We start from the raw sequence: 25,905 nt of genomic DNA on the forward strand, positions 1-25,905 counted from the left end.
TCAGTGGAATTCTAACTATGAAATTTATCTCGTCAGTGCTTTTTTATCATTCCGGACTGTGTTTTACGGCTCAGCCAAGAAAAATATGCAGCGGAGAACGGTTCATTCCCCGTGCGACAAAACTGTTTATATTTTTGGGTAACTGTTTATATACTTGTTCAGCCGCCGCTTGATTTTCAAATTCAGCGAAAATGCAGGCGCCGGTTCCGGTTAAACGTGCAGGTGCATATTGTAGCAACCAGTCTAGCAAATGTTCAACCTCAGGATAGTGATCCTTGACAACTTTTTCACAATCGTTGGAAAATTCTTGATTTAATAAGGTACTCAGCGGGCGTTTCGGCGTATTTCTGGTGAGTGCCGGATCTTGAAACAGCTTGGCGGTAGCGATCGAGACATTGGGCTTGACCACCAAATACCATTTTTCCTCCGGTTCGCAATCGACCAATTTTTCGCCGACCCCTTCGGCAAACGCGGCATGTCCATGTACGAAAATCGGTACGTCCGCGCCCAAGGTTAAGCCTAATTCGGCTAAGGTATCAAGGGATAAATTGAGTCGCCAAAGCCGGTTCAGCACCACAAGTGCGGTTGCCGCATTGGAAGAGCCGCCGCCGACACCGCCGCCGATCGGCAGAATTTTATCTAAATGGAGATCTGCGCCCAAGTGACAGCCGCTATATTGCTGCAACAGTTTTGCCGCACGGTAAACTAAGTTTTGTTCAGTGGCGACACCGTCCAAGTGCGGTGTCAGTCGAATCAGTCCATCGTTGCGCGGCGTGACGGTCAGCCAATCGCCGTAGTCCAAAAATTGAAACAGGGTTTGCAGCTCATGATAACCGTCGGCACGCTGTCCGTTAATATATAAAAACAGATTGAGCTTGGCAGGGCAGGGATAACGGTTTTGGGTTGACAAACCGGTTGTGCCGCCGGCACAAAGTGCAGTACTGAAAATATGCGCGTTATGCATGGCTTGGCTTAAAATTTCCACTCGTCAACTCGGATTTTCAATTGTTGCTGTTCGCCGGAGATTAAAATGTCTTTCGGTAACGGCGGTTGTTGCTGCAAGTAGTAGTCGGCATATTTGGCTGACCACTGCTGTCCGTTGAGCGTGTAATTCAGTTCCGCCAACACGTTGTCTTGCCCGACTTTATAGTTGGTTGTGCCTTGCGGTTGTCCTTTCAACCAGTAGCTGAACAGCTCGATCGGAAACTCCATGCCGACGATTTCTTTCAGCAACACCTGTGCGTCCTCAGCGGCACGGACATTGCCTTTGTTATCGCTGACAATCAGACCGCGCGGCGTCATGCGAAAGGTCATGGTGGAGGCGCTTAACGCGGAAGAAAGATGCAGTTGATAGTTCTGATTATCGACAAACTGCCAGTCAAAACGGGTGGAGAAGCGCTCTTCCGCACTGATATAGCCCAGTTGACCGTTGCTGCGATAGTCTTTAATTTGGTTTAAACGCTGTAGCTGTTGCTGCCAAAGCGGAGAAGTTTGATCGAGATAAACGGCTGCTTTTTCCGGTTCGCTGACCGTACAGGCGGTCAAGAGGACGGATAGCAGGGCAAGCGTGCCGATTTTTTTAGCGTCGGCACGGTGAATCTGGCTTAACAGATGTTGTTTAACGGATTGCAAACTGAGATCCTTTTGTTGATGGCTTACTGATAATCGACGGACAAATTAATTGATATAGGAAAAGACCTTAATCACTTTTGTTACGCCGCCGACATAGCGCGCATCTTCCGCAGCCGCATTGGCCTGTGCTTCGGTCACGCTGCCCATTAGAAAGACTTCGCCGTTTTCGGTAATCACTTTGACATCGGTGGATTTGACGGCGGAATTCAGCAATAATTTGGATTTGATGCGGGTGGTAATCCATGTATCCTGGCTAATTTGCCCAAAGCCGATTTTTTCCCCGACCCGGATTTCGTTATAAACATCGGTGACGCCGTCCACGCCGCTGGCTAAGTTTTTTGCAGTTTCTTTTAACGATTCGCTGGGTACTTGTCCGATCAGCAGCACGCGTGAGTTATAAGAAACGACATTGATACGGGCGTCTTCTTTAATTTCCGCATCTTTATTCAATGCCGAAGACACACGCACTTCTAAGGTTTCGTCATCGATTTGCGTACCGGCGGTGCGCGGATCGGTCGCCACTTTGGTAGCGACGGCGGCAGTGCCGACTACGGCGGTTGTGACGCAGGCCTGTAAGCCGAAAGCGCCGAGTAAAAGAATACTGAGCTTGATTAAACGTGAGGCTGTTGTCGTGCGTGGCATAGGCTCTCCTAAAGTTATCGTTATCTGAAGAATGAATGATTCATATTAATGGGAAAAGAGGCGATGTTCAATCAAGTCGCATAAAATATTGATCACCAGCAGATGATTTTCAATAATCCGCGCCTCTTTTTGCGCCGGAATCGAAATGTCCAAATCGTCTTCGCCCAATGCGCCGCGGATATGGTCGTTTTGCCTGCCGGTGAGGGTAATCACCGCCAATTCCTTGCTGTTGGCGGCATGGATTAAACTTAATAGCGCTTCTTCCCGTCCTTGCGGCGAAAGCAGAATCAAAATATCGCCCTGTTGGGCAACACATTCAAACTGACGGATAAAAATCTGTGAAGGATTATTATCGGCAATGATAGAAGCACCGAGTGCGCCGTCCAAACCGATTAATAACGCCGGCAAACTCGGACGATCCAAGTGGTAACGGTGCAACAAATTGGTCACCAGAAACTGGGCGTTGGCGTTTGAGCGGCCATTGCCGCAGACAATGATTTTATGGCCGGACAGTAAACAGTCAACCAACATTTCAGAGGCCTGCACAATGGTGTCCGACAGGCTTTCGGTGGCAGAAATCTGGGTTTGAATGCTTTCGGTGAAAGCATTTTTAACTTTATCTAACAACGTGTTATCGCTCATATAGGTCGCTAATGATTAAATTCAATAAAATGTTTAAACCAACGCAGATTCGGTTCGGTGCGATCGTTTGCTTGATCAAAGGTGATCAAATCAAAACGACAGGCGCAGTTTTCCAAACTGTTGTGCTGCCGGTTCAACCAAGCCTCCGCCGCTTTGATCCAACGCTGCTGTTTTTGAGCGGAAATGCTTTCCCAAGCTTCGCCAAATTGATTGTGACTGCGTTGCCGCACTTCGATAAACACCAAGAAATCGCCGTCTTGCATCACCAAATCCAGTTCGCCACAGGGGAAAAATTGATTGGCGGCAACAAAGCGCAGCCCTTGTCGTTCTAAAAAACGGCGCGCTTGTTGTTCGAATTGCGCGCCTTGTTGTCTGGTATTAGGCCGTGCCCTTTGTTCAAGGGCACGTTTTTTACAGCACATTTGCCGGATATATTTTATCAATTTAATACGCGGATACGTCCACCTTGATATTCCAACCATGTCATTTCGCGATCGATGTTACAACCGTTGCCCGCGCTCAATTTACCGGTTAATCCGTTGATAGTATAGCCGGGAATTTGGCGCAATTCATTGAATTTATTGATTAATGACCATGCATCTGACCCCATGGCGTACAAACGGATCAACGAATAATCCCCACCGGTCGCACTGGCGACTTGAGCATATTGGCTGTTTTGCGTATCGCTCAGGAAAGGAATTTCACTGAATTTCAATCCTTCCATGGTTAAGCGGTAATCGGGGCCGTTGTTCGGCGAGTTACTGCGTGAAGTGGCATACAATTTCAAACTGCGGCCATAAGCGGAGTTATTGATGCTGTTTTTAATATCCAACAAGTCCGCACTATCGGCAACGATATACAGCGCTTGGATATCTTCACGGGTATAACCGCTGGTTTGCACATTGGCGCCGGTAATGGCGGCAATGCTTTCACTGCGTTGTTCACTTTGTACATTGCCCAAACCGCTTTGCAGTGCGGCTAAAATATCATTCGGCGAGTTATAAAATTGGGTGGTGGCATCGGTCGCCGCCAATTGCTGCCAACGTAAATTGAACGCTGAAGCGGTGCGCTGTCCCAAATCGTTTTGCGGCACAATCACCAACGGATTACGCACCCCGTCGTTCCAAATGCGGTCGGCGGCAGAACGGGCTTCCGCTTCCGGCGACAAGCCGTAGTAGCAGACATTGGCAATCGGTTGTGCATTGGCGGTGGAGTTCAATGCCAAAACCTGCAAACCGGCGGTGTCGTTGGCCAACATGCTGTCCACGTTATTTTTGATTAACGGACCGACTAGTGCTTGTACGCCGTTGGCTTTGGCTTGGGCAACAATATCGGCAATCGGCGTGGTCATGGTGTCGTAGGTGGTGACTTGCACCGCACTTGCGCCGCGCGCTTCGTCAAAGCCTTTTTTAATGGTCGTGCCGATTAACTGCGCATTCCCGCTTGTCGGTAATAAAAGCGCAATATTATTTAATGCCATTTGTTGGTAATTTAACGCATCTTGAATTTCGGTTGGCAGCAAATAAGCGGCACTGTGGTTCGGGTAAGCGCTTCTCCAGCTCTGGATTGCGTTGCGCAGATTTTCCGGTTGGGCAATATTGCTGTTATAGGCGTTAATCAATGATAACCAACCGTTAAGTGCGGTATCGCCGCTTTCCGGCGTAATATTGCGCAAGGTGGTGGCGTTACCGGCACGCAGCAATTTCCAGATATTATTGATATTTTGTTGTTTTCTTTCAGTATCGGTAATCACTTGGTCGGCTTGCACCAAGGATTTTACCGCGTCGGTCAGGTTATTTTGGTTTGCGGCCACTTTTGCCTGAGCAACATAGTACCGCGCTTTTTGCGAATTGCTCAATTGATTGAGCGGAATGGTCTGCAAAGTTGCGGTTGCATTGCTATTGGCACGTTTATTGGCATAAATTTGCGCTTGAATCAGGTTTTTGTCTAAAGTCTGTTCTTTATCCAACCCTTGCAGTGACGCCAGCAACGCTTCGGCTTGGCTCATTTTATTTTCTGTCAGTAAAACCCGTGCGGATAAAAGTTGGTAGTTGGTCTTTTCGGTTTTATCTTTCGCCTGTTCCGCACGGTTTAAATAAAATTCTGAACTGGCGTTAGCATCACGTTGCAGTATTGTGCCGGACGAACCGGAGAACAGATCCACGTTACAAGCCGACAGGAATAACACCATGAAAAACGGCATTAAGAGATGTTTAATGTTGTAACGTTGTAATAGAATAGTGAGAACATTCGTTTTAGACGCATTAGTTTTAGACATGACGGCTCCAGATTCGTTAGAATAACTTATTCGATCTTACTTATCTCACACATTAAAATCAATCAAAAAAGACGTAATAAATTATGGATAATCAATCAGGAATCTTGTACATCGTTGCCACCCCAATCGGAAATTTGCAAGATATCAGCCAACGGGCATTGGCTATTTTAGCTACGGTGGATCGCATTGCCGCAGAAGATACGCGCCACAGCGGCGTGTTATTGAGTCATTACGGAATTAAAAAACCGCTCTTTGCCTTGCACGATCACAATGAACAACAAAAAGCCGAGCTGTTGGTTGCCCGTTTGCGGCAAGGGGAAAATATCGCCTTGATTTCCGATGCTGGCACACCGCTGATTAGTGATCCCGGTTTCCATCTGGTGCGCCATTGTCGGCAAGCCGGGATTAAAGTCGTGCCGATTCCGGGGGCGTGCGCGGCGATTACCGCACTTTGCGCCGCCGGTATCGCTTCCGACCGTTTTTGCTTTGAAGGTTTCCTGCCGGCGAAAAGTAAAGCGCGACGGGATAAATTCGAAGGTCTGAAAAACGAAGAGCGCACGTTGATTTTCTACGAATCGACTCACCGTATTTTGGATAGTTTGCAAGATATGCAAACCGTGTGGGGCGGTGAGCGTTATCTCGTCTTGGCACGCGAACTGACAAAAACATGGGAAACCATTCACGGCGATGCGTTGGATAATTTGCTACATTGGCTGCAACAAGACAGCAACCGCACCAAGGGCGAAATGGTGCTGATTGTCGAAGGGCAAAGTGCGGTTGAGGAAAGCGAATTTTCCGCCGACGCAGTCAAAGCGTTAGAGCTGATTAGCCAAGAGCTGCCGCTGAAAAAAGCCGCGGCGATTGTCGCAGAATTGTATGGTTATAAGAAAAATGGGTTATATCAGTTTGGCTTAGAGCGGTTTAAATAGCAGCGGAAATAAACCGCCCAAACTTCAGTTAATCGTTATTGTGCCATTTTTTTTGCCGCCGCTAAAAAGCCTTGTGCGGAGCGGTAGATTTCATCTTTGCCCTGTACCGCTAAAATCAGATCGGACAATTCGCGAAACGCACCTTTGCCGCCGCTGAGACTTAAAGTGCGGTCGGCGGTTTGCTTGACATAATCCGGCGCGTCGGCGACGGCGGCGGAAAAACCGCAAACGGCAAATGCCGGTAAATCCACGCTGTCGTCACCGAGATAAGCGGTTTGTTCGGCACTGACACCGGCTTGTTTCATCAGTTCGAAACAAGCGCTCTCTTTTTCCAGTTTGCCCAACAAAAACAGTTCAATGCCCAAATCGGCAATCCGTTTGCGCAAAATCGGTGAATCGCGGCCGGACAGTACCGCCACTTGGATACCTGATTCGATCAACATTCTGATCCCCAAACCGTCACGCACATGGAAACATTTCAACGCTTCGCCGTTGGCGTCGTAATACAGGCTGCCGTCGGTCAACACACCGTCGATATCGGTGATCACCAGTTTGATATGGCGTAATTTTTCATTCATTGTTGGGTTGTCCTTTTCTCATTTAGTAAGAAAACTCAAATAAGCCGACCACTTTTTCCTGTTCTAACACAATCAGCGAGTGGATTTTGTGTTGGCGCATATAATCTTCCGCTTGGCTCAAATAGGTATCGGCTTGAATGGTTTTCGGATTGGACGACATAATATCTTTGGCCTGCAAACGCATACATTTTATGCCTTTGGCGGTGAACGCGCGGCGGATATCGCCGTCGGTGATCACGCCTTTTAATTGCGCTTGCTCCATCACAATCGCAACCCCGCGACGCCCTTCGGTCATGGTCGCCACGCAGTCGGCAAACGCCGTTTCCGGCGTGACAATCGGCAAGCTGGTTTGCATCATATCGCGCACACGGCTGAGCAAACGTCGCCCCAAACTGCCGCCGGGGTGGAAACGGGCAAAATCCATTGGCTGAAAATCGCGCGCCTTAATGAGCGCCACTGCCATCGCATCGGCAAGCGCCAACGTCACCAAGGCAGAGGTTGTCGGCGCCAGATTATTCGGACAAGCTTCGCGCTCGACCGAAATATCCAACACATAATCGGCGTGTTTTGCCAGAGTGGATTCGCGATTGCCGGTCATGGCGATAATGCGGTTGCCGAAATTTTTCAGGCTGGGGATCAGTTTATTGACATCGTCGGTTTCGCCGCTGTAGGAGATTAAAATCACAATATCAATCGGTTTTAACATGCCCAAATCGCCGTGAAAGGCTTCGGTCGGGTGCAGGAAAAAACTCGGCGTGCCGGTAGAGGCAAAGGTCGCCACCATTTTTTTGCCGATTAAACCGGATTTCCCAATACCTGCAACCACCAAGCGCCCTTCGCAATGTAAAATCGCTTCGACGACTTGCGAAAATTCGCTGTCGAGGCGTAAGCGTAGGCGGCTGATCGCCTGTTCTTCAATCGTGAGTGTTTCTTGAGCAATGCGAATGTAGTTCATAAAAACCTTATGCGAAGTATGTTATTACCGTTACGGATTATTCTAGAGTAATAATGTAATTTGGCAAGGCTGTTTTAAAGGGCTATCTTAATCATAAAAATTCGGCTATACTGCGCGCCTGAGTTGGTCAGGCAATCGCTGGTTTATTGAAGCTCTCAACCGTTGTTACAATTCGCGTTGTAAAACAACCTAGAGGACAAGTAGACGAGAGGAAAGTCCGGGCTACACAGGGCAGAGTGCCGGATAACGTCCGGGGGGCGCGAGCCTACGACAAGTGCAACAGAGAGCAGACCGCCGATGGCTTTTCAGCACAGGTAAGGGTGAAAGGGTGCGGTAAGAGCGCACCGGACGGCCGGTAACGGTTCGTTGCAAGGTAAACTCCACTCGTAGCAAGACCAAATAGGAACTCAATGGGTGTGCCCGCTCAGAGTTCGGGTAGGTTGCTTGAGCGTTTGTGTAAACAAACGCCTAGAGGAATGATTGTCCACGACAGAACCCGGCTTATCGACCAACTCGGCTTTTTCTTGCTGCGGCTTGACCGCACTTTTAGCGTTGACCGCACTTTTAACTCCTCATTTCCCTTTTTATCGTTATTCTTCTGAAAAGCGAATTAAACCTTCTTGCTGCGTAGTGGCAATCAGACGCCCTTGTTGATCAAAAATCTGTCCGCGTGCCAAGCCGCGTGCGGCGTACGCATTATTGCTCTCCACCGCGTGCAACAGCCAATTGTTCAAATCAAACGGACGGTGGAACCAAATCGCATGGTCGATGGTGGCGACTTTCATGCCTTTTTCCAAAAAGCCTTTTTTATGCGGGTGAAGTGCGGTCAGCAGGCAGTGAAAATCGGAAAAATAGGCGAGCAGACACTGATTGATCTTCAGATCGTCCGGCACAGTGCCGTTGGCTTTGACCCACGCATACTGTTCGGCAGGAAATTCCCGCCCTTGGAACGGATTGTTCAAGTATTTGCTGCGCACGTCAAACGGACGTTCGGCGGTGAGTTTGTCTTTAATTTGCGGCGGCAAATATTGTGCGACCGCCCGCACGGCTTCCAGCTCATTAACCAATTGCTCGGGCGGTTCAACCGCAGGCATCGGGCTTTGGTGATCAAAGCCGTGTTCCAGCGTTTGGAAGGAGGCGGTAACGTGGCAAATCGGTTCATTATGCTGAATCGCTTTGATCCGAAGTGCGGTAAAATTACGCCCTTGGCGCAGCACTTCCACATCGTATAAAATCGGGTGTTGCGCATCGCCGGTACGCAAAAAATAGGCATGGCAGGAGTGCAGAATCCGATCTTGCGGTGCGACTTTCATGCCCGCCGCCAGCGCTTGTGCGATCACTTGACCGCCGAAAACCTGACGTAAGCCCAAATCGACACTTTGCCCGCGAAAATAGTGATCATCAATGGTTTCAAGGGTGAGTAATTCGATGAGTTGGTTGAGTACGGTTGACATAAATTCGCCTTATTCTTGATAATTTCTTTTTCGGTTATTAAAACATAACCTGCATAACATAAGCAAATGTGCGAGAAATAAGCGACCGTGAGGGTTAAACTTGCAAAGGTACGATAATTGTAGGACAATGCACCGCACTTGACGGTTTCGCCGTCAATCCTATGGATTCCCTCTTGGTTCCTCGCAACGGTGTTTGGTTCACCGGGTCAGGTTCGGAAGAAAGCAGCCCAAGTCAAATTTTCGTGTGCCGAGATCAAGCTGGGAGGGAGTCCACCCGATTTTTCCTTTCTAATTTCAGATAATTAATCCCTGTTTTATCTTGGCTGAATTTTCTCCCTTGCTTGATCTTTAAGCTGATAAGCCTATAATCAAAGTCACTTACGTTATCATTCCCCAGGCTTTTTGTGATTTAAATCCGGCGAACAATGCTTAATACGTCTTCAATCGGTGGAGTTCAGTATGAAAAAATTGCTTTTTATTTTACCTGTTGCCGCGCTGATTGGCGGGGCGGTCTGGTTTAGCCAACAAAATTCGCAATCGGATTATCCGTATATTGCGCACATTAACGGTCGTTTAGAGTTGGCGCGAATGGATATCGCCAGTTTGTACGCAGGGCGGGTGGAAACGATTGCGGTGAACGAAGGGCAAATGGTTGAAAAAGAGGCTTTGTTGGCGGTGTTATCCTCAACCACGACGCAAGCGCAGCTGAGTGCGGCGCAAGCACAGCAGGCGCAAGCGGAACAAGCGGTGATACGGGCACAGGCACAAATCGAAGCCCAGCAACAGCAGCTGAAAGTGGCGGAAATGGATCTGCAAAATGCGCAAAAAATGCGACGTGGCAACTTGATTTCGCAGTCGGAATTGGAAAAACGTCAGGCAGAACGTGAGGCGGCAAATGCGGCGTTGCAGGCGGTGCGCGCGGCAAAACGGGAAGCCGAAGCGGCGGTACAACAGGCAAAGGCCCAAGTGGCACAGGTCGGTTCGGTCGATCAGGATATGACGGTGCGGGCGCCGCAAGCCGGACGGGTGGAATATAAAATCGCCGAGGTCGGCAACGTGATTCCGGCCGGCGGCAAGGTGGTCAGCCTGCTGAATTTGGACGATGTCAGCATGAATTTGTTTTTTCCGGCGCCGACAGTCAACAAAATCGCCTTGAACAGCGAAGCACGAATCGTATTGGACGGCAGTGATTTTGTGTTTCCGGCAACTGTAACCTATATTGCCGCCGACGCCCAGTTTACCCCGAAATATGTTGAAACTCAGGCAGAGCGCGAAAAACTGGTGTTCAAAGTCAAATTACAAATTCCACCGCCGATCGCACGGCAATATTCTGCCTATTTGCGGGGAGGAATGACCGGTAACGGTTATGTTTTAACCGACGGTAGCGCGCAATGGCCTGACGAATTACAGCCCAAATTTCCGCAATAACTCTTGGTAGCGAAGAGGAAGGGGATTATGCCGACAGACTCTCAAGCTCAAGCGATAACACTAAAACAGGTTTCACATCACTATAAAAAGTTACAAGCGTTAGATAATGTCTCGTTCAGTTTGCCGCGCGGAAAAACCATTGGTTTAATTGGCCCTGACGGGGTGGGTAAATCAACGTTACTGTCATTGATTGCCGGCGTTAAAGTCATTCAGCAGGGCACGGTCGAGGTCTTGGGGTTGGATCAAGCTGATCTGCAGCAACGGCAGAAGCTCTCCACTAAAGTGGCATTTATGCCGCAAGGTTTAGGCAAAAATCTTTATCCTACTTTATCCATTAATGAAAATATTGATTTTCACGCCCGTTTATTCGGATTGAACAGGACACAGCGCAAGCAGCGAATCCGCCGTTTGTTGCAAGCAACCGGTCTGATGCCGTTCCGTGAGCGGGCGGCGGGAAAACTGTCCGGCGGCATGAAGCAAAAACTCAGCTTGTGTTGCGCACTGGTGCATAATCCGCAACTGTTGATTCTGGACGAACCGACCACCGGCGTCGATCCGTTGTCGCGCCGTCAGTTCTGGCGTTTGGTCAATGAACTGCGGCAAGAAAATCCGCAAATGACAGTGATCGTGGCAACGGCGTATATTGATGAAGCCGAGCAATTCGAATATTTGCTGGCGATGGACGCCGGTAAAGTATTGGTGAATAAACCGACCAAGGAAGTGTTGCGGCAAAGCGGTTGTGCAACACTGGAACAGGCTTATATCCGATTATTGCCCAAAGAAAAACAGACCGATTGGGACGACACGCAAATTCCGGCATTCGAAGCCGAAGCCGATGCGCCGCCGGCAATCGAAGCAACGAACTTAAGCAAAAAATTCGGCGATTTTACCGCCGTCGATAACGTGAATTTCAGCATTCCCAAAGGCGAGATTTTTGGTTTTTTGGGCTCGAACGGCTGTGGCAAAAGCACCACCATGAAGATGTTGACCGGCTTGCTGGACGCAACGTCGGGCAGTGCCAAATTGCTGGGGAAAAGCGTTGACGCCGGTGATATGGCGACCCGTAAACGGGTGGGCTATATGTCGCAATCGTTTTCCTTGTATGAGGAGTTAAGCGTCCGCCAAAATTTAGTGTTGCACGCCAAATTATACCAACTGGAAGGCGAACAGGGGCAACAAGCGGTTGAACAAGCCTTGCGCCAATTTGAACTGACAGAGGTGGCGCAAAGTAAGCCGACCGCACTTTCACTCGGGGTTCGCCAGCGCCTGCAACTTGCCGCCGCCTGTTTACACCACCCCGAAGTGCTGATTCTGGACGAACCGACTTCCGGCGTTGATCCGGCGGCGCGCGATATGTTTTGGCAATATTTACTGCAATTGTCGCGTCAAGATCGGATTACCATTTTTGTTTCCACTCATTTTATGAACGAAGCCCAGCGCTGCGATCGGATTTCGTTTATGGATCGCGGCAAAGTGCTTGGGGTCGGCACGCCGCAAGCATTGCAGCAACAAAAAAATGCCGCCACGCTGGAAGAAGCCTTTATCTTGTTTTTGGAAGAGCAAGAGGAGCAGCGGCAACAAGCCGAAAGTGCGGTGACTGCCGAAGAACGCGAAGCCGCGCCGCAAGCCGATATTGCCGCCGATGAACTGCAACTGTCGTTCGGCTTGCGCTATTGGTTTAACATTATTTGGACCTTTGCCGTGCGTGAAGGCAAAGAGCTGCTGCGTGATCGGATTCGCTTGCTCTTTGCGGTATTCGGGCCGGTAGTTTTGCTGTTGGCAGGCAGTTGGGGCATTTCGTTCGATGTTGCCAATCTGAAATTTGCGGTTTGGGATCAGGACAACAGCTACCAAAGCCGCCGGTTAATCGAACAGTTCTCGGCTTCCGACTATTTCGAATTGCTGGAGCAAGCGCCCAATCAACAACGGCTTTCCACCCTGCTTAAGGGCGGACAGGTGCGTCTGGCGATTGAAATTCCGCCGGATTTCGGGCGGGATTTATTGCAGCAACGCAAGCCGCAACTGGCGCTGTATGTGGACGGATCAATGCCGTTTAGCGGTGAAAATATTGTCGGCTATAGCCAAGGCATTTTGTTGCAGCATGTGCAGCAACTCTATCGTCAGCAAGGCATCGGGCTGGATTCTGCCTATCAATTGGAAGTGCGGTTTATGTATAATCAAGCGTTTAACAGTGTGAATGCGATCTCGCCGGGCTTGATTATGCTGACGTTGATGATGATTCCGGCGATGATGACCGCACTTGGCGTGGTGCGCGAAAAAGAGATCGGCTCGATCACCAATCTATATGCCTCGCCGGCGTCGGTCGGTCAATACCTGCTGGGCAAGCAGCTGCCTTATGTCGCGCTGTCGTTGCTCAGCTATCTGGTGCTGATTTTTCTCACGGTGGTCGTGGTCGGCGTACCGTTGAAAGGCTCTTTTTGGGCGATGACGCTCGGTGCTTTGGGGCTGATATTGGCTTCCACCGCATTCGGGTTGTTGATTTCCGCCTTTGTCCAATCGCAGGTTGCCGCGATTTTCGGCTCGGCGATTATCAGCATGGTTCCGGCAGTCAGTTTTTCCGGCTTTCTGTATCCGATGTCCACGTTGGTCGGTGCCGGTTACTGGATCGGTTGGAGTTTCCCGACCAGTTGGTACAACCTGATCAGCCTCGGTGCGTTTACCAAAGGGTTGGGATTTGCCAGTTTTGTCCATTTTTACGCGGTGCTGCTGCTGTTTTTTGTCGCCTACCTCTCCATCGCCAGTTTGTTGCTGAAAAAGCAGGAGAAATAGTATGCAATGGTTAAAAAACGTCTATTATTTGTCGATTAAAGAGCTGCGCAGCCTATTCAGCGATGTCACCTTGATCGGGCTGGTGGTGATTATGTTCACCTTTACCATTTATTCGATCGGTAAAAGCGTGACCACCGAAGTGAAAAACGCCTCGGTGGCGGTGTTCGACCAAGATCACTCGGCGCTTTCTTACCAGTTGCGCGATGCGATTTTGCCGCCTTATTTTAAGCGGGTTGTGGAGATCAACGCTGATCAAATCGATTCGAGCATGGATAGCGGCGACTATATTTTCGTGATCACCGTTCCGCCGAATTTTGCCGCCGATTTATTGGCAGGCAAGCAGCCGCAATTGCAACTGTTGGTGGACGCAACGGCGATGACGCAGGCCGGCGTGGGGGCGAATTATCTGAATCAGATTCTCAACCGCCAAATCAACCAATTTTTGGGAGTTGCCGACGGCGAACAGTTTATGCCGTTCGAACCGGTGATTAATGTGTTGTTCAACAGCAATTTATTGACCGAATGGTTTATGCCGACCACGCAAATCACCGGCAATTCCAGTTTGCTGGCGCTGATTTTGGTCGGCGCGGCGGTGATTCGCGAGCGCGAACACGGCACGATTGAACATTTGCTGGTGATGCCGGTGTCCGCCAGTGAAATTGCGTTTTCCAAAATTTTGGCGAATAGTCTGGTGATTTTGGTGGCGGCGATGTTGTCGCTCTATTTTGTGGTGCATAAACTCATCGGCGCGCCGATTAACGGTTCGCTTTGGTTGTTTGCCTTTAGCGAGGCGGTTTACCTGTTTTCGGTGGCGGGATTAGGGCTTTTTTTGGCGACTCAGGCACCGACCATGCCGCAATTCAGCCTGCTGTGCCTGCCGGTTTATATTGTGCTTTACCTGCTTTCCGGCGGCACGTCGCCGTTTGAAAGTATGCCGCCGCTGGTGCAAAACATCATGTTGTTTTCGCCGTTGACCCAATTTGTGGCGATCAGTCAGGACGTGTTGTTTCGTGGTGCCGGCTGGGAAACGGTTTGGCATCGGTTGCTGATTATGGCGGTGATGGGCGCCGGCTTTGTCACGCTGGCGATTGTGCGTTTCCGCTCGATGTTGGCAAGACAAAACTAATCGGTAATCAGCGGATAAATAATGATAAGGATCAGATTATGCAAACGCGTTATTGGATATTGACCGCACTTCCGCTGGTTTTAACCGCCTGCAGCAGTACGCAGGTGGCGTTGGATTCTAAAATCGATCTCCCGACGCAATATCAACAGACCGCCGCGGCGCAAGGCAGCCAACAAATCAGCCGCTGGTGGCAGCAATGGCGTGATCCGCAATTAAGTGCCTTGATTGAACGCGGATTGCAGCAAAATTTTGATTTGGCGATGGCGCAGAGCCGCTTGCAGGAAGCGCGGGCGATCTCGGCATTAGCGGGGGCGGAATTAGCACCGCAAGTAGGCGCGAGCGGCACTTTGGGCGGACAGCGCACGGAAATCGACAACAATCTTTCGCCGACAGCCCGCCAGTTGTTGGGGAGCGATCTCTCTGCCAAAGGTCATGCCGTGCTAGGCGGTGTAGCCGCCTCTTGGGAACCGGATATTTTCGGACAAAAACGCAGTGATGCCGATGCCGCCAAATATGCCGAATTGGGCGCACAAGAACGGGTTTACGGTACGCAAATGCTGGTTGCCAGTGAAATTGCCGATCACTATTTGCGTGCCCAAAGTGTGTTGCAACAGCAGCAGATTCTCAACCGCACTTTAACCACTCTGCAGCAGTTGCAGCGTTATATCGGCGGACGTTTCGAGGCGGGGCAAGTCAATGCTTACGAAGTGAACGAAATCAACGCTAAAATTGACGCATTAAAGGCACAACAAGCCGGATTGCCGGCACAGTTCGAGGCGTATCAACGCAGTATTGCGGTGCTGATCGGGCAAGTGCCGCAAGGCTTTAAACTCGATATCAAGCAAATGCAGCAAGCCAATCTGCTACAACGTTTGCCGCAACCGCCGCAAGGGCAGCAACCCGGCAGTCTGTTAGCGCAACGACCGGATATTCGTGCCAATGCCGCCGCGGTACAGGCGTATGCCGCCAAACTTGCCAGTGCCAAAGCGGATCTGCTGCCGCGTTTTGATATTCAGTTTTTATGGCAAACCGGACGGATCGAGCTGGACGGCGACTTGCCGGCGTTGAAAGGGTGGGGCGGCTTGGGCAGTGTCGGCGTACAGCTGCCGATTTTCACCGCCGGACGGATCGACGCCAATATTCAGGCGGCGGACGCGCGTTTGCAGACCGCACTTTTGCAATATGATCAGTCTATTTTGCAGGCATTAGCCGAAGTGGACAGCAGTTATCAGGCACAGTTTGCCTTAACAAACCAGCTGCGCTGGTTAAGCAACGCACAGCAAAAAGCCGCACGGCAAGCACAGGATTCGGAAAAATTGTTCCGTTACGGCGATAAAACTCTGGACGTTGCTTTGCGGGCGCGTTTGGACGCATTGGATTATCAGCAAAATCTGCTGAAAGTGCGGTTGGCCGCCGGACAAAACCTGTTAAATCTGTACAAAGCGATTGGCGGCGGTTGGCAAGCCGAAGCGTCGTCGCAGTAAAAACTATTGCAATAATAGATAAAAAATCGGGGCTGAATCAAAATAACCTTCGATTCGGTTTGCTCAATCTATAACAATTTATTAAAATGCCAGTCTCTTTTCGTCGTCCTGATCATTGTTATTATGACGACGATTTTCTTTTATGAATAAAGGATTTATAAAAAACCTACCCGAAATAGGTAGGCTGTTTCCGTTATGGCAATATTGGCACTTGGCATTAACCACAAAACCGCACCGGTCGAGCTGCGCGAAAAGGTCGCTTTCAGTGATGAAAAGCGGCTGTCGGCGTTGCAGCAGATTCAGCAGGCGGATTTGGCGGAAAGTGCGGTGGTGCTGTCCACTTGTAACCGTACCGAGTTATATTTGCATAACCGCCACATCTCGCCGCAAGAGGAGAGTGCGCAAAACCAGCAATGGTTGGAGCAGATTATCCAGTGGTTTGTGCAGTTTCACGGGCTGAGTGCGGATCAAGTGCGTGACAATCTCTATCTGGCGCAAAATTCTGCCGCCACCCGCCATTTAATGCGCGTTGCCTGTGGTTTGGATTCGCTGATTTTGGGCGAACCGCAAATTTTGGGGCAGGTGAAACAAGCCTATCAAGCCAGCGAAAGCGTCTATCGGCAAAACCTCAGCGGCGAATTTTCACGTTTATTCCAAAAAACCTTTGCCACCGCCAAACGGGTGCGTAGCGAAACCGACATCGGCGGAAGTGCGGTTTCGGTGGCGTATGCGGCGACCAGTCTGGCGAAACAGATTTTCGACTCGCTGCAACCGCTGACGATTTTACTGGTCGGTGCAGGCGAAACCATCGAGTTGGTCAGCCGTTACTTGTTCCAACAAGGAGCGGAAAAGATTATTATCGCCAACCGCACGTTGAGCCGTGCGCAAGAATTGAGCGAACGGGTCGGCGCAATGGAACTGTTGCCGCTGGAGCAGTTGCAGCAAGGGTTGAATCGTGCCGATATTGTGATCACCTCGACCGCCAGCGAACAGCCGCTGATTACGGCGGAAATGGTGAAACAGGCGCAAAAACAGCGCAAATACCGCTCGATGTTGATTATTGATATTGCCGTGCCGCGCGATGTGGAAGAACAAGTCACGGAGGTTGACGCGGTATATCATTACAGCGTGGACGACTTGCAACACATTATTCAGCATAATCTGGCGCAACGGCAAAAAGCTTCCGAACAGGCGGAACAAATTATTCAGCAAGAGAGCCAAGATTTTTTCCATTGGTTGAAATTGCACCAGTCATCGAATTTGATCCGTAAATACCGCAATCAAGCGGAAGAAACACGGCAAGCGTTGTTAAGCAGAGCCCTGAGCGCACTTCAGCAGGGGCAAGATCAGGAAAAAGTGTTGCAGGAGTTGAGTTACAAGCTCACCAACCGCTTGTTGCACGCACCGACCCAAGCGATTCAAGGTTTGGTGAAATCCGGTGATAGCGAGGGTTTGCAGCACTTTTCAACCGCACTTGGCATCGTCGATGCCGCCGCAGAACACGAAAATTAGCCGTTTTCCTGTTTCAATTGACTGATTTTGATCAGCATTTCTTTTTTATTTCGGCTAAAATAGCCCAAATTTTTACACAGTTTAGGAAATCCAATGAAACCGTCCATTATTAGCAAATTGGAAAATTTACAAGAGCGCTACGAGGAACTGCAAGCCCTGCTGGGCGATCCGAGCGTGATTAACGATCAAGACAAATTCCGTGCCTATTCCAAAGAGTATGCGCAACTGGAAGATGTGGTGCAGTGTTTCAGCCGTTGGAACAAGTTGCAAAGCAATTTGGAAGAAGCGCAAATGCTGCTCGACGATCCGAGTATGCGCGAGATGGCGATGGAAGAGATCGAAGAGTCGCGCGGCGAAATCGAACAGGTTGAACAACAACTGCAAGTGCTGTTATTACCGAAAGATCCGAACGATGAATACAACTGCTTCTTGGAGATCCGCGCTGGCACCGGCGGCGATGAAGCGGGCATTTTCAGCGGCGATCTGTTCAGAATGTACAGCCGTTATGCCGAACTTAAACGCTGGCGGGTGGAAGTGATGAGTGCCAACGAAAGCGAGCAGGGCGGTTATAAAGAGATCATCATGAAAGTCAGCGGCGACGGTGTTTACGGACAACTGAAATTCGAATCGGGCGGACATCGGGTGCAGCGCGTGCCGAAAACCGAATCGCAAGGGCGGATTCACACTTCCGCTTGCACCGTTGCAGTGATGCCGGAATTGCCGGAATCGGAATTGCCGGAGATCAATCCGTCTGATCTGAAAATTGATACCTACCGCTCTTCCGGTGCGGGCGGACAGCACGTTAACACCACCGATTCCGCGGTGCGGATCACCCACTTGCCAACCGGCATTGTGGTCGAGTGTCAGGACGAACGTTCGCAACATAAAAACAAAGCCAAAGCGATGTCGGTGCTGGCGGCGCGGATTGTGAAAGCGGAAGAGGAACGGCGTGCGGCGGAAGTCTCCAGCACGCGCCGTGATTTGCTCGGCAGCGGCGACCGTTCCGACAAAATCCGTACTTATAACTATCCGCAAGGGCGGGTGACGGATCACCGTATCAACCTGACGTTGTACCGTTTGGACGAAGTGATGAACGGCAAAATGGAAGAATTAATCCAACCGATTATCACCGAATACCAAGCCGACCAACTGGCGGCGTTGTCGGAACAAGGTTAGCCGTTATTTTGGTAAAAAAATGCTAGTTGAAAATCCCAAAAAAAGCACAAAAAGCAAAAAAGATCCGAAAGAGTTGTCTTTAGGCAACGAATTTTCTGGTTCTTCTGCTTTATCGACGCCTTCAGCGGTTGTTTCAACGACTGTTGCAACCGCTGTTTCTGCAACCGTTGCAGATACTGCCGCTAACGCAGTTTCAGCAACAGTTACAAGCCATACGGCGGATATAGATCATTACCGCTATGTTGCCAAAGGGGTTAACAGATTATTGGCAGTGACGACGAATCTTTTGATTTACATTGCGATAGTGATCGGCTTAAACCAAATTTTGCCAGACTCAGAAATTGGTATCAACGCATTGGTCATCTATTTTTCAATCCAATTTTTCTTTATGGCATGTTTTTCCCAATCAGTCGGCAAAAAGTTATTCGGTATCAGAGTAGTTGACGAGAATACGTTACAAAAATTACCTATCGGAAAGTATTTGTTGCGTGAATTAATTGATAGCGTACTCTATATTTTCAGCGGTATTGGGATTATTTGTGTCGTGTTTCGCTTGTTAGGTTCCAGATACGTTCAAACTGTTGGCAGCAGTGCCACGGGTGCCTTAGTGATTCGAGTGTAAATACAATCCGCGGACTATGACTCTTTTTCGCCACTACTTCGCTACTACTTCGCTACTACAGCGTCAAAAAGCGTCAAAAAGTGTCAAAAGCCGCTCGTTTAGAATGACTAAACTTCACGACTTTTGTCTTGTATCGGCGAAAAATAGTTTATGGCGCAAATTATAAACAAATACCAACAAACCCTATGCTAAACCAAATAAAATGGATTTAAACAAACGCATGACTTATCAACAATGGCTTGAAGTTGCGTGCGCACAATTGGCAGCGAGCGAAAGTGCGAAACTGGATGCGCAGTTATTATTGCAGCACGTCAGCGGTCGCAATCGGGCTGCGATTATGGCATTCGGCGAAACCGAATTGCCTCCTGAACAACGGCAACGCTTGACCGCACTTTTACAGCGGCGTATCAACGGTGAGCCGATGGCATACATTTTAGGCGAAAAAGCGTTTTGGTCGTTGCAATTAAAGGTGTCGCCGCATACCCTGATTCCGCGTCCGGATACCGAGATTCTGGTGGAAAAAGCGTTGGCGCTTGCCAGTGAACGGATTAGGCAAAGTGCGGTCAAACAATACCGTATTCTGGATCTGGGCACGGGAACCGGCGCTATCGCATTGGCATTGGCAAAAACGCTTTCTGCCGTGAAACAAGATTGTAGCGTTCATGTGACAGGGGTGGATAAAATTCCGCAAGCGGTCGATTTGGCAAAGGAAAACCAACAATTGAACGGTATTGAAAACGTCACTTTTTTGCTCAGCGATTGGTTTGAGCAACTGGCGCCGATACCGCACTTTGATATGATTGTCAGCAATCCGCCCTATATTGATCCGACGGATCACCATTTGTTACAGGGCGATGTGCGTTTTGAACCGCACTCGGCGCTGGTAGCGGAAGAAAACGGCTATGCGGATTTAGCACGGATTATCGGTCGCGCGTCCGCCTATTTGAAGCCGCAAGGTTGGTTATTATTGGAACACGGCTGGCAGCAAGCACAAAAAGTGCGGTCTTTATTCCAAAAATATGGTTGGCAACAGATTGAAACCGTTCGCGATTACGCTGATAATGAACGGGTGAGTTTGGCACGCAGCGCTTTATCAAAACAGGAAGAATGACCATGGCGAGATTAACGACGGAACAACGGGCATTGCAAAAAGCCTTGATGGTGAGAATGATCGAGGTTTACAAAGTGATTAACGATGCGCCGAAAACCAGTAGCGTTTGGGGCAGATTGGGGCATATGGTGCGCAAAGCGCGCTTGGCGATTGACGATACCCGGAGCCCGAAAGCGCAAATTCACCAATTACTACAATTGGTTTACGGCGAATGGGGCTTTCACTGCAACCGGAATAACCATTTCGAAGCGGACAAGATGTTGATCGATCGCTTGTTGGACGAACACAGCGGAAGCGTCTGCACTTTAAGCGCGTTGGTACTGTATTTGGCGGAGAGCCTGAGCTTACCGCTCTTTCCGGTCAATTTTCCGACCCAAATACTCTTGCGTGCCGATGTTGACAATGAAACGGCATTTATCAATCCGTGGGACGGAAAATATGTCTTTCATGATACCTTGGATAAATGGGTCGAGGGCTATATCGGCTTCGGATTATCCCCCGATAGCGAGGATTTGGCACCGGCGGACGGCGAAATTTTGCAGGAGCGTTTCGTACAAAGTGTCAAAAATGCCTTGATTCGCGAAGGGCGGGGCAGTGAAGCATTGCGTCTGATCGAGTGGTGTTTGCGCCGTCAACCGAACGACCCGTATGAAATCCGTGATCGCGGTTTGGTGTTGGCGAGCATGGATTGTATTCATGCGGCGCTGGCGGATTTCGACTATTTTGTCGAACACTGTCCGGACGATCCGACTTCCGATTTGTTGCGTGATCAACTCACCGGAGCGATGGTGCAGGAATATTCGATTCATTAGCACTATCGGTCAAAGTGCGGTTGTGATATTGTTTATCACAACCTTTTGTTATTTCAATGTTATTAAATTGTTATTGCAAAAGTGATGTAAGCCGCATTATTTAAACGGCACCATTTCAACTACATTATTTCAACCAAGAGAAGCGAGTGACCTATGCTAAAAATCGTCCATTTAGACAGCAGTTCCCTACCGAAACACATTCCGATTCCGCGCCCGAATATCGAGCATGAATGGGTGGCTTACGAAGCAACTGATCCGCAGCAAACCCTTGAACGTTTGCAGGGTGCCGATGTTGCTGTGACCAACAAAGTGGTGATTGACAAAGCGCTTATGCAGCAGTTGCCGCAGTTAAAACTGATTGCCGTCACCGCGACCGGTACGAATAATGTTGATTTAGAGGCGGCAAAAGCGCTGGGCATTAGCGTCAAAAACGTTGCCGGCTACTCGTCGGTATGTGTGCCGGAACACGTTTTAGGCATGATTTTTGCGCTGAAACACAGTTTAATGGGCTGGTATCGCGATCAACTGACGGATCGTTGGGTGGAGAACAAACAGTTCTGCTATTTTGATTATCCGTTAACCGACGTGCGCAATTCAGTGATCGGCATTTTCGGCAAAGGCAATCTCGGCACGGAAGTGGGGCGTTTGGCAAGTGTGGTCGGCATGAAAGTATTGTATGCCGAGCACAAAGATGCGACCACCTGTCGTGACGGTTATACGCCGTTTAATGAGGTGCTGGCGCAAGCGGATTTCGTGACGCTGCATTGTCCGCTCACCCCGACCACGCAAAATTTAATCAACGCAGAAACCTTGGCGTTAATGAAAAAAGGCGCGTTTTTAATCAATACTGGACGCGGGCCGTTGGTGGACGAAAATGCCTTGGTGGCGGCGTTAAAGAGCGGTCATTTAGGCGGTGCGGCGATTGATGTGATGATCAAAGAGCCGCCGGAGAAAGGCAATGTGGTGATGGAAGCGGCAAAAGTATTGCCAAATCTGCTGGTGACGCCGCATATCGCGTGGGCGGCGGATTCTGCGGTTGAAATTCTGGTCGGCAAAGTGCGTGATAATATTGAGCAGTTTGCGGCAACGTTGAAGTAAAAGAAGCATAAAAATAGAAAAGAGCAGGGGCGGGGTTTTCCGCCCTATACGGTAAAGAAGATGATGTATCAGCAAGCAGCGAATCAGGACGATCTCGCAGCGCAATTCCATTTGGCGGAAGTTTACGCAGAATCTTTCGGCGGTAAAGCGTATCTGACCAAAGCCCTTGCGATTTGCCAACCGCTTGAGCGTGAGCAGGGCGGCATGACGGAAGAGATTGAACGCCTAAAAACCAAACTTAAAGAGGCGGAATAATGGCAACCAATGTACCGCTGTTTATTGCGTGGCGCTATTGGCGATCTAAAAGTGCGGATCGTTTCGGGCGGATCGTCACTTGGCTTGGCAGCATCGGTATTGTGCTGGGCGTGATGGCGTTGGTGATTGTGCTGTCGGTGATGAACGGTTTACAGCAACAGCAAAAAGAAAACGTACTCAGCACCTTGCCGCATGCGGTGATTCAACCGCTAGAGGGCAATTTGCCGGCGGATTTTGAATTTAGTCAGCCACCGCCTGAATTTGTGCAAAGTGCGGTTTGGATCAACACCAGCGATGTGATTTTACAAAGCGCAACCGGCATTGGCGCAGCGCGGATTATCGGCATTTCCGATGTGTCGGATGATCCGATGTTGGCTAGCGATAATTTAGCGTTAACGCAAATTTTAGCCCCCAGCGATTACCATATTTTGTTGAGCGCTGATCTGGCGCAGGAGCTGAAAGTGACCGTCGGCGACAAAGTGCGGGTGATGTTGGCGGCGAACAGCCAATATACGCCGTTCGGACGCGTGCCGGTGCAGCGCTTGTTTACCGTTTCCGCTATTCTCAATAGCGGCATGAACAACGATCAACGCCAAGTCTATGCCAATATCCAAGATGTCGGGCGTTTGTTGCGTATTGCGCCGAACGAGGTGCAGGGCGTGCGGCTGTTTCTTGACGATCCGTTTAAAATTACCGAACTGGCGGACTATTTTCCGCCAAGCGAATGGAAAATCAGCGACTGGCGCGAGCAGAAAGGCGAATTTTTCCAAGCGGTGGCAATGGAAAAAAATATGATGGGACTGCTGATCGGCTTGATTATCGTGGTGGCGATTGCCAACATCGTCACCTCGTTGAGCTTGATGGTGCTGGACAAACAGGGCGAAATTGCGATTGTGCAAACGCAAGGCATGAAAAAAAGCCAAGTCATGCAGATTTTTATTTTTCAGGGCTTATTGGTCGGGCTGATCGGCACTTTAGTCGGTTGCGGTCTGGGGCTGCTGGCGGCGCAAAATATTAACGGTATTATCGCCTTGGTTGCAAGCGGCGGCGTGCAGCTGCCGGTGCTGTTTGACGGCACGCAATTGGCGCTAATCGTGGTGGCGACGCTGATCTTAACCCTGCTTTCTACTTTGTATCCAGCCTATCGGGCGGCAAAAATCGAGCCTGCCGATGCTTTACGTTATGAATAATCGAGATAAACTATGAGCGAAACACAAGCAACCGCACTTTTGGCGTGCCACGATTTAAGCAAATCCTACCAAGAGGGCGACAATCAGACCCAAGTGTTGAAACAGGTCGGTTTTTCGATGCAAGCCGGCGAGCTGGTGGCGATTGTCGGCAGTTCCGGCTCGGGCAAAAGTACCTTGTTGCATTTATTGGGCGGTCTGGATCGTGCCGACAGCGGCGAAGTGGTGCTGAACGGCGAAAATTTGTTCAAACTGTCAGCGAACAAATTGGCGGAATTGCGCAACCGCTATTTAGGTTTTGTCTATCAATTCCATCACCTTATGGCAGATTTCACCGCACTGGAAAATGTGATGATGCCGCTGCTGATCGGCAAACACAATAAAAACGAAGCCGAAGATCGCGCCGAACAGATGCTAAGTGCGGTCGGATTGTCACACCGCACTTCGCACCGTCCCTCCGCGCTCTCCGGCGGCGAACGGCAACGGGTGGCGATTGCGCGCGCGCTGGTCAACCGTCCGGCGCTGGTGCTGGCGGACGAACCGACCGGCAATTTGGATCGCAAAACCACCGACAGCATTTTCGAACTGATTCAACAATTGAACCGAGAGCAGCAAATTGGCTTTTTGCTGGTCACGCACGATATGAATCTGGCGAATAAACTCTCACGCCGCATGGTGATGCAAGACGGCGTGTTGCGTGCCGAATAGAGGAAGTCAGATGAATATTCCGTTTTTTATCGCTTGGCGCTACCAGCGTGGCAAACAAAGCAACCGCTTGCTCAGTCTGATTTCGGCATTTTCCACGATTGGTATCGCATTGGGTGTGGCGGTGCTGATTATCGGCTTGAGTGCAATGAACGGTTTTGAACGCGAATTGCGGCAACGGGTGTTGGCGGTAGTGCCGAATATTGAAATCAACGCCTATCAAAGCGACAACCAAGCGAGTTATCTGCAAAATTGGCAAACGTTGGCACAACGGCTGGATTCGCAGCCGATTGTCAAAGGCATTGCGCCCTATGTCAGTTTCACTGCACTTGTCGAAAACGGCAGCCGTTTGAAAGTGGTGCAGTTGCGTGGCGTGGAAAAATCGTTGCAGGATCAAGTCAGTGTAATCGGGCAGTTTGTGCAGGATCGGCAATGGGCAGATTTTAACCCTGAATCCGGTCTGATTCTGGGCGCAGCGATCGCCAGAGAGTTGCAGGTTGAGGTTGGCGATTCGGTGTCGCTATTATTGTCGCAAGCCGGTGACAATCTCGGCAGCAGTCAGCCGAAACGTTTTCGCTTACCGATCAGTGGTATTCTGCGCTTGGACGGACAACTGGATCACAGCTTTGCTTTGTTGCCGATTGAAACCGCACGCGAATATGTCGGCATGACGGCACAGCAAGCGATTGGCATTGAAATTGCGCTGCACGATCCGTTTCAGGTCAACCAAATGGATTACAGCAGTTTGATTGATTATCCGCAGCAACTAACCGCCACCAGTTGGCTCGGCAAATTCGGCTATATGTACCGTGATATTCAGCTGATCCGCAGCGTGATGTATATTGCGATGGTATTGGTGATCGGCGTGGCGTGCTTTAATATTGTATCAACGCTGATTATGGCGGTGAAAGACAAGCAGGGCGATATTGCGATTATGCGCACTTTGGGCGCAAACAGCGGTTTTATCCGTCGGATTTTTATCAGCTACGGTCTGCTGTCCGGCATGAAAGGCTGCCTGTACGGGATTGTACTCGGAGTGCTGCTGGCGTTGAATCTGACCGATATTATTAAGGCAATTGAAGCGCTGTTGGACACCCAAATTTTATCCGACGGCATCTATTTTGTTGATTTCTTGCCGAGTGAGTTACACTGGACAGATGTCGGCTTAGTATTGTTGTCGGCATTGATATTAAGTCTGCTTGCCAGTATTTATCCGGCGGCACGGGCGGCAAAATTGCAGCCGGCGAAAGTGTTGAGCAGTTATTAACGGATAATGTATCAATGAACTAGTTTACTAGTACAAAAATAAATGTTAGACTCGACACAGATTTTTAACTTACTGATGAATCGGCTAAGTAAGTAGAGGCGGATTAACTATCCGCCCGTTTGCGAAGCTCGGTATAAGCATTTAATTGATTGTAGATTAGCGTAAAGTGCGGTTCGGGCGGATAGTTAATCCGTCCCTACAATGAAAATTCAAAAATATCGA

Annotated in this window: 24 protein-coding genes and 2 other RNA genes; 17 read left to right on the plus strand and 9 right to left on the minus strand. The window is 49.7% G+C overall.

The features are described 5' to 3' along the window. Window positions 1-70: 70 nt before the first annotated feature. Genes ispE through B8880_RS03345 form a run of 6 tightly spaced genes read right to left on the minus strand, consistent with a single transcriptional unit; the run spans window position 71 to window position 5,194 of the window. A complete protein-coding gene (gene ispE / locus B8880_RS03320; RefSeq protein ID WP_084256043.1) occupies window positions 71-964 on the minus strand; it encodes a 4-(cytidine 5'-diphospho)-2-C-methyl-D-erythritol kinase in 894 nt (297 codons plus the stop codon). A gap of 8 nt (window positions 965-972) precedes the next feature. Then, the gene (lolB, locus tag B8880_RS03325) at window positions 973-1,632 is read right to left on the minus strand and encodes a lipoprotein insertase outer membrane protein LolB (protein WP_244165595.1); all 660 of its coding nucleotides are present in this window, start codon (window positions 1,630-1,632) and stop codon (window positions 973-975) included. Between the two features lie 45 nt (window positions 1,633-1,677). Then, window positions 1,678-2,274, minus strand: coding sequence for a division/outer membrane stress-associated lipid-binding lipoprotein (gene dolP, locus B8880_RS03330; protein ID WP_084256004.1), 597 nt, complete (start codon window positions 2,272-2,274; stop codon window positions 1,678-1,680). Window positions 2,275-2,319: 45 nt separating this feature from the next. Continuing rightward, on the minus strand, window positions 2,320-2,901 hold the full coding sequence (locus B8880_RS03335) for a D-sedoheptulose-7-phosphate isomerase (protein WP_084256045.1): 582 nt from the start codon (window positions 2,899-2,901) through the stop codon (window positions 2,320-2,322). 23 nt (window positions 2,902-2,924) lie between these two features. Further along, window positions 2,925-3,338, minus strand: a complete 414-nt coding sequence (locus tag B8880_RS03340) for a YraN family protein (RefSeq protein ID WP_084256046.1) — start codon at window positions 3,336-3,338, stop codon at window positions 2,925-2,927. Window positions 3,339-3,355: 17 nt separating this feature from the next. Continuing rightward, on the minus strand, window positions 3,356-5,194 hold the full coding sequence (locus B8880_RS03345) for a penicillin-binding protein activator (RefSeq protein WP_084256005.1): 1,839 nt from the start codon (window positions 5,192-5,194) through the stop codon (window positions 3,356-3,358). An 83-nt stretch (window positions 5,195-5,277) separates the two neighbouring features. Between B8880_RS03345 and rsmI the strand changes: the two genes are divergently transcribed. Beyond that, on the plus strand, window positions 5,278-6,123 hold the full coding sequence (gene rsmI, locus B8880_RS03350) for a 16S rRNA (cytidine(1402)-2'-O)-methyltransferase (RefSeq protein WP_084256006.1): 846 nt from the start codon (window positions 5,278-5,280) through the stop codon (window positions 6,121-6,123). A 35-nt stretch (window positions 6,124-6,158) separates the two neighbouring features. Here rsmI and B8880_RS03355 read toward each other — a convergent pair whose 3' ends face one another. Beyond that, window positions 6,159-6,701: a KdsC family phosphatase gene (locus B8880_RS03355; RefSeq protein ID WP_084256007.1), complete on the minus strand. Its 543-nt coding sequence runs from the start codon at window positions 6,699-6,701 to the stop codon at window positions 6,159-6,161. Between the two features lie 22 nt (window positions 6,702-6,723). Next, window positions 6,724-7,656, minus strand: coding sequence for a KpsF/GutQ family sugar-phosphate isomerase (locus tag B8880_RS03360; RefSeq protein WP_084256008.1), 933 nt, complete (start codon window positions 7,654-7,656; stop codon window positions 6,724-6,726). 119 nt (window positions 7,657-7,775) lie between these two features. Between B8880_RS03360 and rnpB the strand changes: the two genes are divergently transcribed. Continuing rightward, window positions 7,776-8,176, plus strand: an RNA gene (rnpB, locus tag B8880_RS03365) — RNase P RNA component class A. Between the two features lie 70 nt (window positions 8,177-8,246). On the opposite strand, the gene tesB is transcribed toward rnpB, so the two are convergent. Next, window positions 8,247-9,110: an acyl-CoA thioesterase II gene (tesB, locus tag B8880_RS03370; RefSeq protein WP_084256009.1), complete on the minus strand. Its 864-nt coding sequence runs from the start codon at window positions 9,108-9,110 to the stop codon at window positions 8,247-8,249. 170 nt (window positions 9,111-9,280) lie between these two features. Between tesB and ffs the strand changes: the two genes are divergently transcribed. From ffs to lolE, 15 genes are all read left to right on the plus strand, one after another. Then, an RNA gene (ffs, locus tag B8880_RS03375) (signal recognition particle sRNA small type) lies at window positions 9,281-9,373 on the plus strand. 196 nt (window positions 9,374-9,569) lie between these two features. Further along, window positions 9,570-10,538 (plus strand): HlyD family secretion protein, encoded by a 969-nt coding sequence (locus B8880_RS03380; RefSeq protein WP_084256010.1) that lies wholly within the window; start codon window positions 9,570-9,572, stop codon window positions 10,536-10,538. A 27-nt stretch (window positions 10,539-10,565) separates the two neighbouring features. Then, window positions 10,566-13,328 (plus strand): ribosome-associated ATPase/putative transporter RbbA, encoded by a 2,763-nt coding sequence (gene rbbA, locus B8880_RS03385; protein ID WP_084256011.1) that lies wholly within the window; start codon window positions 10,566-10,568, stop codon window positions 13,326-13,328. Window position 13,329: 1 nt separating this feature from the next. Beyond that, on the plus strand, window positions 13,330-14,454 hold the full coding sequence (locus B8880_RS03390) for an ABC-2 transporter permease (RefSeq protein WP_084256012.1): 1,125 nt from the start codon (window positions 13,330-13,332) through the stop codon (window positions 14,452-14,454). A 38-nt stretch (window positions 14,455-14,492) separates the two neighbouring features. Then, entirely contained in the window at window positions 14,493-15,938 is a 1,446-nt protein-coding gene (locus B8880_RS03395) for an efflux transporter outer membrane subunit (RefSeq protein WP_084256013.1), read from the plus strand. A 195-nt stretch (window positions 15,939-16,133) separates the two neighbouring features. Continuing rightward, window positions 16,134-17,450 carry a glutamyl-tRNA reductase gene (hemA, locus tag B8880_RS03400; protein WP_084256014.1) on the plus strand — a complete coding sequence of 439 codons (1,317 nt, stop codon included), beginning with the start codon at window positions 16,134-16,136 and terminating at the stop codon, window positions 17,448-17,450. Window positions 17,451-17,543: 93 nt separating this feature from the next. Next, on the plus strand, window positions 17,544-18,626 hold the full coding sequence (gene prfA / locus B8880_RS03405; protein ID WP_084256015.1) for a peptide chain release factor 1: 1,083 nt from the start codon (window positions 17,544-17,546) through the stop codon (window positions 18,624-18,626). A 19-nt stretch (window positions 18,627-18,645) separates the two neighbouring features. Then, window positions 18,646-19,248 (plus strand): RDD family protein, encoded by a 603-nt coding sequence (locus B8880_RS03410; protein ID WP_084256016.1) that lies wholly within the window; start codon window positions 18,646-18,648, stop codon window positions 19,246-19,248. A 220-nt stretch (window positions 19,249-19,468) separates the two neighbouring features. Continuing rightward, window positions 19,469-20,359 (plus strand): peptide chain release factor N(5)-glutamine methyltransferase, encoded by an 891-nt coding sequence (gene prmC / locus B8880_RS03415; protein ID WP_084256047.1) that lies wholly within the window; start codon window positions 19,469-19,471, stop codon window positions 20,357-20,359. Window positions 20,360-20,361: 2 nt separating this feature from the next. Then, window positions 20,362-21,171 carry a SirB1 family protein gene (locus tag B8880_RS03420; protein ID WP_159460711.1) on the plus strand — a complete coding sequence of 270 codons (810 nt, stop codon included), beginning with the start codon at window positions 20,362-20,364 and terminating at the stop codon, window positions 21,169-21,171. Window positions 21,172-21,324: 153 nt separating this feature from the next. Beyond that, entirely contained in the window at window positions 21,325-22,269 is a 945-nt protein-coding gene (locus B8880_RS03425) for a 2-hydroxyacid dehydrogenase (protein ID WP_084256018.1), read from the plus strand. Between the two features lie 60 nt (window positions 22,270-22,329). Continuing rightward, window positions 22,330-22,524, plus strand: a complete 195-nt coding sequence (locus B8880_RS03430) for a hypothetical protein (RefSeq protein ID WP_084256019.1) — start codon at window positions 22,330-22,332, stop codon at window positions 22,522-22,524. Beyond that, window positions 22,524-23,714: a lipoprotein-releasing ABC transporter permease subunit gene (locus tag B8880_RS03435; protein WP_084256020.1), complete on the plus strand. Its 1,191-nt coding sequence runs from the start codon at window positions 22,524-22,526 to the stop codon at window positions 23,712-23,714. Before B8880_RS03430 ends, B8880_RS03435 begins: the two co-directional genes overlap by 1 nt. 12 nt (window positions 23,715-23,726) lie before the next feature. Beyond that, on the plus strand, window positions 23,727-24,419 hold the full coding sequence (lolD, locus tag B8880_RS03440) for a lipoprotein-releasing ABC transporter ATP-binding protein LolD (RefSeq protein ID WP_084256021.1): 693 nt from the start codon (window positions 23,727-23,729) through the stop codon (window positions 24,417-24,419). A 10-nt stretch (window positions 24,420-24,429) separates the two neighbouring features. After that, a complete protein-coding gene (lolE, locus tag B8880_RS03445) occupies window positions 24,430-25,683 on the plus strand; it encodes a lipoprotein-releasing ABC transporter permease subunit LolE (RefSeq protein WP_084256022.1) in 1,254 nt (417 codons plus the stop codon). Window positions 25,684-25,905 lie beyond the last annotated feature (222 nt).

This window comes from Pasteurella testudinis DSM 23072, assembly GCF_900176075.1.
Lineage (GTDB): Bacteria > Pseudomonadota > Gammaproteobacteria > Enterobacterales > Pasteurellaceae > Chelonobacter > Chelonobacter testudinis.

Coding starts and splice junctions, on each gene's coding strand:
- hemA (WP_084256014.1), top strand. CDS start 16,134: ATGGCAATATTGGCACTTGGCATTAACCACAAAACCGCACCGGTCGAG.
- B8880_RS03360 (WP_084256008.1), bottom strand. CDS start 7,656: ATGAACTACATTCGCATTGCTCAAGAAACACTCACGATTGAAGAACAG.
- B8880_RS03435 (WP_084256020.1), top strand. CDS start 22,524: ATGGCAACCAATGTACCGCTGTTTATTGCGTGGCGCTATTGGCGATCT.
- B8880_RS03395 (WP_084256013.1), top strand. CDS start 14,493: ATGCAAACGCGTTATTGGATATTGACCGCACTTCCGCTGGTTTTAACC.
- ispE (WP_084256043.1), bottom strand. CDS start 964: ATGCATAACGCGCATATTTTCAGTACTGCACTTTGTGCCGGCGGCACA.
- B8880_RS03430 (WP_084256019.1), top strand. CDS start 22,330: ATGATGTATCAGCAAGCAGCGAATCAGGACGATCTCGCAGCGCAATTC.
- B8880_RS03425 (WP_084256018.1), top strand. CDS start 21,325: ATGCTAAAAATCGTCCATTTAGACAGCAGTTCCCTACCGAAACACATT.
- B8880_RS03420 (WP_159460711.1), top strand. CDS start 20,362: ATGGCGAGATTAACGACGGAACAACGGGCATTGCAAAAAGCCTTGATG.
- lolE (WP_084256022.1), top strand. CDS start 24,430: ATGAATATTCCGTTTTTTATCGCTTGGCGCTACCAGCGTGGCAAACAA.
- B8880_RS03410 (WP_084256016.1), top strand. CDS start 18,646: ATGCTAGTTGAAAATCCCAAAAAAAGCACAAAAAGCAAAAAAGATCCG.
- prmC (WP_084256047.1), top strand. CDS start 19,469: ATGACTTATCAACAATGGCTTGAAGTTGCGTGCGCACAATTGGCAGCG.
- B8880_RS03380 (WP_084256010.1), top strand. CDS start 9,570: ATGAAAAAATTGCTTTTTATTTTACCTGTTGCCGCGCTGATTGGCGGG.
- dolP (WP_084256004.1), bottom strand. CDS start 2,274: ATGCCACGCACGACAACAGCCTCACGTTTAATCAAGCTCAGTATTCTT.
- lolD (WP_084256021.1), top strand. CDS start 23,727: ATGAGCGAAACACAAGCAACCGCACTTTTGGCGTGCCACGATTTAAGC.
- B8880_RS03340 (WP_084256046.1), bottom strand. CDS start 3,338: ATGTGCTGTAAAAAACGTGCCCTTGAACAAAGGGCACGGCCTAATACC.
- B8880_RS03355 (WP_084256007.1), bottom strand. CDS start 6,701: ATGAATGAAAAATTACGCCATATCAAACTGGTGATCACCGATATCGAC.
- rsmI (WP_084256006.1), top strand. CDS start 5,278: ATGGATAATCAATCAGGAATCTTGTACATCGTTGCCACCCCAATCGGA.
- B8880_RS03390 (WP_084256012.1), top strand. CDS start 13,330: ATGCAATGGTTAAAAAACGTCTATTATTTGTCGATTAAAGAGCTGCGC.
- B8880_RS03345 (WP_084256005.1), bottom strand. CDS start 5,194: ATGTCTAAAACTAATGCGTCTAAAACGAATGTTCTCACTATTCTATTA.
- rbbA (WP_084256011.1), top strand. CDS start 10,566: ATGCCGACAGACTCTCAAGCTCAAGCGATAACACTAAAACAGGTTTCA.
- prfA (WP_084256015.1), top strand. CDS start 17,544: ATGAAACCGTCCATTATTAGCAAATTGGAAAATTTACAAGAGCGCTAC.
- tesB (WP_084256009.1), bottom strand. CDS start 9,110: ATGTCAACCGTACTCAACCAACTCATCGAATTACTCACCCTTGAAACC.